This window comes from Pseudomonas sp. LAMO17WK12:I5 (genome assembly GCF_900215165.1).
Taxonomy (GTDB): domain Bacteria; phylum Pseudomonadota; class Gammaproteobacteria; order Pseudomonadales; family Pseudomonadaceae; genus Aquipseudomonas; species Aquipseudomonas putida_A.
Genome location: NZ_OBDS01000017.1, coordinates 148,120 through 156,083, shown reverse-complemented (window position 1 = coordinate 156,083; position 7,964 = coordinate 148,120). Strand labels below are relative to the sequence as shown.

The 7,964-nt window shown below is 58.8% G+C and carries 7 protein-coding genes; 2 read left to right on the top strand and 5 right to left on the bottom strand.

The window, feature by feature from the left end; genetic code table 11:
- Positions 1-254 (top strand): integrase core domain-containing protein (locus CRO59_RS26990; protein ID WP_143503312.1); only part of this gene is annotated, 254 nt, incomplete at its 5' end.
- A 47-nt stretch (positions 255-301) separates the two neighbouring features.
- Here the strand turns inward: CRO59_RS26990 and CRO59_RS26985 are convergent.
- From CRO59_RS26985 to CRO59_RS26965, 5 genes are all read right to left on the bottom strand, one after another.
- Complete coding sequence (locus CRO59_RS26985) at positions 302-1,465, bottom strand: type III PLP-dependent enzyme (protein ID WP_085702449.1); 1,164 nt, start codon at positions 1,463-1,465, stop codon at positions 302-304.
- A 635-nt stretch (positions 1,466-2,100) separates the two neighbouring features.
- The gene (locus tag CRO59_RS26980; protein WP_003221591.1) at positions 2,101-3,258 is read right to left on the bottom strand and encodes a betaine/proline/choline family ABC transporter ATP-binding protein; all 1,158 of its coding nucleotides are present in this window, start codon (positions 3,256-3,258) and stop codon (positions 2,101-2,103) included.
- On the bottom strand, positions 3,255-3,908 hold the full coding sequence (locus CRO59_RS26975; protein ID WP_007965673.1) for an ABC transporter permease: 654 nt from the start codon (positions 3,906-3,908) through the stop codon (positions 3,255-3,257). The genes CRO59_RS26980 and CRO59_RS26975 overlap by 4 nt, the downstream gene beginning before the upstream one ends.
- Before the next feature lie 12 nt (positions 3,909-3,920).
- The gene (locus tag CRO59_RS26970) at positions 3,921-4,814 is read right to left on the bottom strand and encodes a glycine betaine ABC transporter substrate-binding protein (protein ID WP_097090374.1); all 894 of its coding nucleotides are present in this window, start codon (positions 4,812-4,814) and stop codon (positions 3,921-3,923) included.
- A 21-nt stretch (positions 4,815-4,835) separates the two neighbouring features.
- Entirely contained in the window at positions 4,836-5,525 is a 690-nt protein-coding gene (locus CRO59_RS26965) for an ABC transporter permease (RefSeq protein ID WP_177409065.1), read from the bottom strand.
- A gap of 358 nt (positions 5,526-5,883) precedes the next feature.
- Here CRO59_RS26965 and CRO59_RS26960 point away from each other — a divergent pair, with 358 nt between their 5' ends.
- Positions 5,884-7,467, top strand: a complete 1,584-nt coding sequence (locus CRO59_RS26960) for a peptide chain release factor 3 (protein WP_027610807.1) — start codon at positions 5,884-5,886, stop codon at positions 7,465-7,467.
- Positions 7,468-7,964 lie beyond the last annotated feature (497 nt).

Here is a 7,964-nt window from a genome sequence, read left to right as displayed (position 1 = left end):
GCTCTGATTTATACCAACGGATGCATACCCGGCATGGAATCAGGTGCTCAATGACTGACGGTTATGATTGCTATCAGAACGCTATGGCGGAGAGGGTAAATGGGATTTTGAAGACTGAGTTTTTGCTGCATCGCCCCAAAGACCTGGCGGATGCAGTGAAAATGGTGGATGAATCGGTGCAAATCTACAACCGGGAGCGGCCGCACTTATCCCTGAAATACAAAACGCCCGATGCGGTGCATCGGGCGTTTTGAGACTGAAACAGGTGTAAACCTATTTCAGGACTAGACATCGCTACGTATTACACGTAGAACGATTTCAGCGGCGGGAAGCCATTGAATTCGACGGCGCTGTAACTGGTGGTGTACGCACCGGTCGACAGCCAGTACAGGCGATCACCGATGGCCAGGTTCAGCGGCAGGCCGTATTTGTAGTTCTCGTACATGATGTCGGCGCTGTCGCAGGTCGGGCCGGCGATGACGACTTCTTCCATCTCGCCTTTTTTCTCGGTCCAGATCGGGAACTTGATCGCCTCGTCCATGGTTTCGATCAGGCCGGAGAACTTGCCCACATCGGTATAAACCCAACGCTCGACGGCGGTGCGGGATTTACGTGCAACCAGTACCACTTCGCTGACCAGAATGCCGGCGTTGGCGATCAACGAACGGCCCGGCTCCAGAATGATTTCCGGCAGGTCATCGCCGAAGTCTTCTTTCAGGAAGCGGATGATCTCTTCGGCGTAGGTTTCCAGGCTGTTGGTACGGGTGATGTAGTTGGCCGGGAAGCCGCCACCCATGTTGATCAGCTTCAAGTGGATGCCGTCTTCTTCTTTCAGGCGCTCGAAGATCACTTTGACCTTGGCGATCGCCGCGTCCCAGACACTGATGTCGCGCTGTTGCGAACCGACGTGGAACGAGATGCCGTACGGCACCAGGCCCAGGTCGCGGGCGAGGATCAGCAGGTCCATGGCCATGTCGGTCTGGCAGCCGAACTTGCGCGACAGTGGCCAGTCAGCGGTGGTCGAGCCTTCGGTGAGGATACGTACATAGACTTTTGCACCCGGCGCAGCCTTGGCAATGTTGCGCAGGTCGGCTTCGGAGTCGGTGGCGAACAGGCGCACGCCCTTCTCGAAGAAGTAGCGGATGTCCTTGGACTTTTTGATGGTATTGCCGTAGCTGATCTGGTCCGGGCTGACGCCACGGCTCAGCACTTTGTCCAGCTCATAGATGGAGGCGATGTCGAAGCTCGAGCCTTTCTCTTTGAGCAGGTCGATGATCTCGACAGCCGGGTTGGCCTTGACCGCGTAGTAGACCTTGGCGAATTCGAAACCGGCGCGCAGGTCATCGTAGGCCTGGGCGATCATCGCGGTGTCGATCACCACGAACGGGGTTTCCTGTTTGTCGGCGAACGCCTTCATTTTCTGAAAGGTTTCGCGCGCGAAATAGTCTTCGACCTGGATCGACATGCTGGAGTGCTCCTATGGGCAAACGGGTAAAAACATGGGTGTAAATGAACGTCCTCCGTATCCCCACTTTGGTTCGCCTACTTCCCAAGGCATGTCGCCGAAAGCAAAAAGGCCACGGGCGTATCTGCCCTTGGCCTTGCTGTCTCGTCGTCAGTACTTGAGCCGGATGGATCGTTTCCAGCATGGACGTTCGGCGCGAACTTTAGGGCGTGAGGGGCCTGAGATCAACTAAAAATGTCGCGTTTTTGCACGCTTCTGACGTACGTCGCGGATATCACTCTTTGTAGCCGACCGAGATGACGGACAGATGTTCCCCGAGAATTTTCATGTGTTAAAAATACCTGCACGTTCGCGGCTTTTGTCGACTAACTCGTGGGTAAGTGCGATAGGCGCAACATCGGCGACGTTGGCGGCGAGAGGTGGGTGTGAAGGGGATTTTGGCCGTTTGGGAGCGGGTGTTTGCAGAGGTTCTGTGAACGCAGCTGTTGAGATTCTTTTCCGCCCTGCGAATCATCAGGAAATTGCACAAATCCTGTGGGAGCGAGCCTGCTCGCGAAGACATTTTCACAGCCAACATCATTGTTGCCTGTTATTGCGCATTCGCGAGCAGGCTCGCTCCCACAGGTCAGGTGTTTTTACGCGACCACAGCCTCAGCCGGCGAGACGATATTGGTCTTCATCCCGCGCGAACGCCCCGAGCTCAGATAGGCTGCGATCGACTCCTGCGTCACCTCACCGAGGAACACCCGCTCGGCATCCATCACCGGCAACCACGAACGGTTGAACTCGTACATGCGCGACAGCAGGATGCGCAGATGTTCGTCGTACGCCGCGGTGGCGTTGAACTCACGCAGATACTGCGCGCAGGTGCCGGTCTGGCGGTGCAGGTCGCGACGACGCACATAGCCCAGCGCCTTGTTCTCGGCACAGGTGACCACCACATAGCGTCGGTCATGCTCGTCCATCAACTCCAGCGCATCGGCCACCGGGGTTTCGGGGCTGACTGACGGCGCGTTGTCCGCTGCGTCTTCAGCCTTCACCAGCAGCAGGCGTTTGAGGGTGCTGTCCTGGCCGACGAAGTTGCTGACGAAATCATCTGCCGGATGCGCGAGCAGGGTGTCCGGGTGGTCGATCTGCAGCAGTTTGCCGGCGCGGAAGATCGCGATCTTGTCACCGAGTTTGATCGCTTCGTCGATGTCGTGGCTGACCATGATCACGGTCTTGTTCAGCGCGCGCTGCATCTCGAAGAACTCGTTCTGGATCATCTCGCGATTGATCGGGTCGACCGCACCAAACGGCTCGTCCATCAGCAACAGCGGCGCATCCGCCGCCAGTGCGCGGATCACACCGATGCGCTGCTGCTGGCCGCCGGACAGTTCACGCGGATAGCGATGCAGATACTGCTTGGGTTCCAGTTTGATCATGCTCATCAGTTCGCGAGCGCGGTCGTGGCATTTCTGTTTGTCCCAGCCGAGCAGTTTCGGCACCACGACGATGTTCTCTTCGATGGTCATGTTCGGGAACAGGCCGATCTGCTGGATCACGTAGCCGATGTTGCGGCGCAGGGTGACTTCGTCGAGGTCGGTGGTGTCTTCGCCGTTGATCAGGATCTTGCCCGAGGTCGGCTTGATCAGGCGGTTGATCATTTTCAGCGTGGTGCTTTTGCCGCAACCCGATGGCCCGAGGAACACACAGATTTCGCCTTCATTGACGGTCAGGCTTACCGAGTCCACGGCTTTGACATCTTTGCCGTTGCTCTGGAAGGTCTTGCTGAGGTTTTGAAGTTCGATCATTTGAGGAGTCCTTTTGGAGTCAGCGTACGTTGCAGCCACTGCAGGAGAAGGTCGGCGAAGATCGCCAGAAGACTGACCAGCAGCGCGCCGACGATCAGCATCGACATGTCGCTGCGGCTGATGGAGGCGAGGATCAGCACGCCGAGGCCACCGGCGCCGATGGTCGCGGCGATGGTCATCACGCCGATGTTCATCACCACCGCGGTGCGCACCCCGGCGAGGATCACTGGCACTGCAATTGGCAACTCAACCATGCGCAGGCGCTGGCCGAAGGTCATGCCGATGCCGCGTGCGGCTTCACGAATGCCCGGTTCGACGCCCGTCAGGGCGAGGTAGGTGTTGCGCATGATCGGTAGCAGTGAGTAAAGGAACACTGCGGTAATCGCCGGCATCGGCCCCAGGCCCTGGCCGAACTTGGAGTAGAACGGCAGCAGCAGGCCGAACAGAGCAATCGACGGCACGGTCAGCAGCACCGTGGCGCTGGCCTGCAAGGGACCGGCGAGGCTCGGGAAGCGCGTCATCAGAATGCCCAGCGGCACACCGATGAGAATCGCCAGCGTTACCGCGATGCCGACCAGGGTGATGTGCTGCCAGGTCAGGTGCATCACCTGCTGCCAGTCGAGGTGGGAAAAGGCGTTGAGAAATTCCATGACTTTTCCTCCTTAGTTGAGTGGGTGCTGGCGCAGGAAATCCGCGGCGACTTTCGATGGGCTTTCGTGATCGACGTCGACCCGCGCGTTGAGCTGGCGCATGGTTTCGTCGTCGAACAGTTGCGCCAGCGGCTCGAGTTGCTCGGCCAGTTGCGGGTGCTTGTCCAGATACGCCTGACGCACCACCGGCGCGGCGGTGTAGTCGGGGAAGTAATGCTTGTCGTCTTCCAGCAGCTTCAAGCCGAAGGCGTTGAGGCGGCCGTCGGTGGTGTAGACCAGACCGGCAAACACCTGGCCGTTGCGCAGCGCGGTGTAGACCAGCCCGGCGTCCATCTGCCGGATGTTCTTGCGGGTCAGGTTCATGTCGTAGAGCTTGACCATGCCGTCCAGACCGTCGGAGCGGTTGGCGAACTCGGTGTCCAGCGCCACCAGGTGATTGGTCTTGGCTTCATCGCGCAGCACCTTGTTCAGGTCGCTGATGGTGTTGATCTGCGGGTACTCCTCGGCGACTTTTTTCGGCAGGGCGAGGGCGTAGGTGTTGCTGAATTTCGACGGGGTCAGCCAGACCAGGCCTTTTTTCGCGTCGAGTTCTTTGACCCGGGCGTAGGACTGTTCGCTGTCGAGTTTTTCGGTGACATGGTTGTAGGCCACCAGCGACACGCCGGTGTATTCCCAGAGCATGTCCAGTTGTCCGCTTTCGTGGGCGCTGCGGGCGAGGTTGCTGCCCAGACCGCCGGTGATCTGCGCGTCGTAGCCTTTGCTGCGCAGGTATTGCGCGGTGATTTCCGCGAGCAGGGTCTGCTCGGTGAACACCCGGGCGCCGAGGCGAATGAGCGGTTTTTCCGCCGCCTGGGCAAATCCTGCGAACAGCATGATGCAGCCTAAGATCAAGCTAAATCGTTTCATAAGTATTCCTTCGCAAAAGCCTTAAGACGGGCGCAAACCGCGTTCCAGCCAGAGACGGCTGGCGAGGGTGACCACGCCATCGAGCAGCAGGGCCAGCAGCGCGGTGCACGCAGCGCCGAGCAGCAGTTGCGGCTGATTGTTCAGGGCGATGCCAGGGAAGATCAGGCTGCCGAGGCTGTTGGCGCCGATCAGGAAGGCCAGCGGCGCGGTGCCGACGTTGATCGCCAGTGCCACGCGCACGCCACCGATGATGATCGGCACCGCATTGGGCAATTCGACTTTCCACAACACCTGGCGCGGGGTCATGCCGATGCCGACGGCGGCTTCTTTCAGCGAACCCTGGACGTTTTTCAGACCTTCGTAGGTGTTGCGCACAATTGGCAACAGAGAAGCGAGGAACAAAGCGAAGATCGCCGGACCACTGCCGATGCCGAGAATCCCCAAGGCAATCGCCAGTACGGCCAGCGGTGGCACGGTGTTGCCGATATTGAAGATCTGCATGAAGCGTTCAGCGCGGCCGACCATGGTCGGGCGACTGAGGAAGATACCGGCGGGGATGCCCACGACCAGGGCGGCCAGCATTGAAGCGAGGACGAGAATCAGATGAGCTTGCAGGTAAAACAACAAATCGTCGCGGTAGTGTTCGATCGTGTTGATGCCGATCCAGTGGATCAGCAGGGCCAGGAGCGCGATAACCACCGCACCTCCCATCAGCCCTTTGCCATAGCGGATAGCCACAGGCGGACTCCTTTTTTATAGTCGGCGAACGCTCTCCCGTGTGGCATGCCAAGCCTTGGCTGCCGGGAATAAACGTTCGCGAGAAGCAGCTCCTTCAGCACCGGCAACAAGCGGTCTGAAAGCGAGCCATGAGCGCAGCCTCGTCAGGCTAACTTGCTGATTTTTCAGCCCCTGACGAAATGTCGTAACAGGGGATGGACGTCTCCGTGCTTTAAAAGGTTCCCATCTGGGGCAGCATTTGGCCACCCTTAATGTGCTCAACGGTTCGGTTATTGCATCGAGTTGGGCTATAATCGCGGCCCTTTTTTGAATCACCGCCAGGCGATTTCCCATGACCAACCAGGCCGCCGAAGTCGCGAAACGCCGCACTTTCGCCATTATTTCCCACCCCGATGCCGGTAAAACCACGATCACCGAAAAGCTCCTGTTGATGGGCAAGGCGATTGCAGTGGCCGGTACGGTGAAATCCCGTAAATCCGACCGCCATGCGACATCCGACTGGATGGAGATGGAGAAGCAGCGGGGTATTTCCATTACCACGTCGGTCATGCAGTTCCCGTATCGCGAACACATGATCAACCTGCTCGACACCCCGGGCCACGAAGACTTCTCCGAAGACACCTACCGCACCCTGACGGCGGTCGACTCGGCGCTGATGGTGCTCGACGGCGGTAAAGGCGTTGAGCCACGGACCATCGCCCTGATGGATGTCTGCCGTCTGCGTGACACGCCGATCGTCAGCTTCATCAACAAACTCGACCGTGACATCCGCGACCCGATCGAACTGCTCGACGAAATCGAAGCCGTTCTGAAGATCAAGGCAGCGCCGATCACCTGGCCGATCGGTTGCTACCGCGACTTCAAGGGCGTGTACCACCTGGCCGACGACTACATCATTGTCTACACCGCCGGTCACGGTCACGAACGCACCGAAACCAAGATCATCGAGAAGCTCGACTCCGACGAGGCGCGCGCGCACTTGGGCGACGAGTACGATCGCTTCCTCGAACAGCTGGAACTGGTGCAGGGCGCCTGCCACGAGTTCAACCAGCAGGAGTTCCTCGACGGTCAACTGACTCCGGTGTTCTTCGGTACGGCATTGGGCAACTTCGGTGTCGATCACGTGCTCGACGCTGTAGTTGACTGGGCACCGCGTCCGCTGGCCCGTGTCGCCAACGAACGTACCGTGGAGCCGGTGGAAGAGAAGTTCTCGGGCTTCATCTTCAAGATCCAGGCGAACATGGACCCGAAACACCGCGACCGCATCGCCTTCATGCGTATCTGCTCCGGCAAGTACGAGAAAGGCATGAAGATGCGCCACGTGCGTACCGGCAAGGACGTGCGCATCGGCGACGCCCTGACGTTCTTCTCCTCCGAGCGTGAACAGCTGGAAGAGGCGTACGCCGGCGACATCATCGGTCTGCATAACCACGGCACCATCCAGATCGGCGACACCTTCAGCGAAGGTGAAGTCCTCGGTTTTACCGGTATCCCGCACTTCGCCCCGGAGCTGTTCCGTCGTGTGCGTCTGCGTGATCCGCTGAAGTCCAAGCAGTTGCGTCAGGGTCTGCAGCAGTTGGCCGAAGAAGGCGCGACCCAGGTGTTCTTCCCGGAACGCAGCAACGACATCATTCTTGGTGCCGTGGGTGTGCTGCAGTTTGATGTGGTCGCCAGCCGTCTGAAGGAGGAATACAAGGTTGAGTGCTCTTACGAGCCGATCACTGTGTATTCCGCGCGCTGGATTGAATGCAGCGACAAGAAGAAGCTTGAGGAGTTTTCCAACAAGGCTGTGGAGAACCTGGCACTGGATGGCGGTGGGCACCTGACCTATCTCGCGCCGACGCGGGTTAACCTGGCGTTGATGGAAGAGCGGTGGCCTGATGTGAAATTCCGTGCGACGCGTGAGCATCATTAAGCGCTGAGCTGGGTTGTTCGAAAGCCCCTGAGGTGTAGGCCTTGGGGGCTTTTTTTTGGGGCTTTGGTCTTGGCGGCCTTTGGGCCGACCAGGTTCTTGGTTTTTTTTTGTACATATCCGTTTTTTTGGTAACGGCTACTTAGGGTTTCGCCCTTACGGCGAGTCACCTTTTCCAAACGCCGAAAAGGTAACCGAAAAGGCTTGCTCCTGCGTTCGGCCCGCTCGCTGGGGCTCGGGGTCCCTTCGCTGCGGGATTGATCCGGGCGCAGCGCCTACGGTTTGCTTCGCTGCACCTCCTCTCGCTGTGTTTGGCTGCGCCAAACGGTCGCTGCGCTCCCACCCCCGGATCAGTCCCTCCACTCAGCCTTCCGATGTCGCCCGTGGATCAAGATCAAAAGCTTTCGGCGAGCTGACACTCGGCCATTTGAGTGGTGAAAAGCATGCGCCTGGCTTTAGCTTTTTCTGTGGGAGCTGGCTTGCCAGCGATGGCGGCCTGA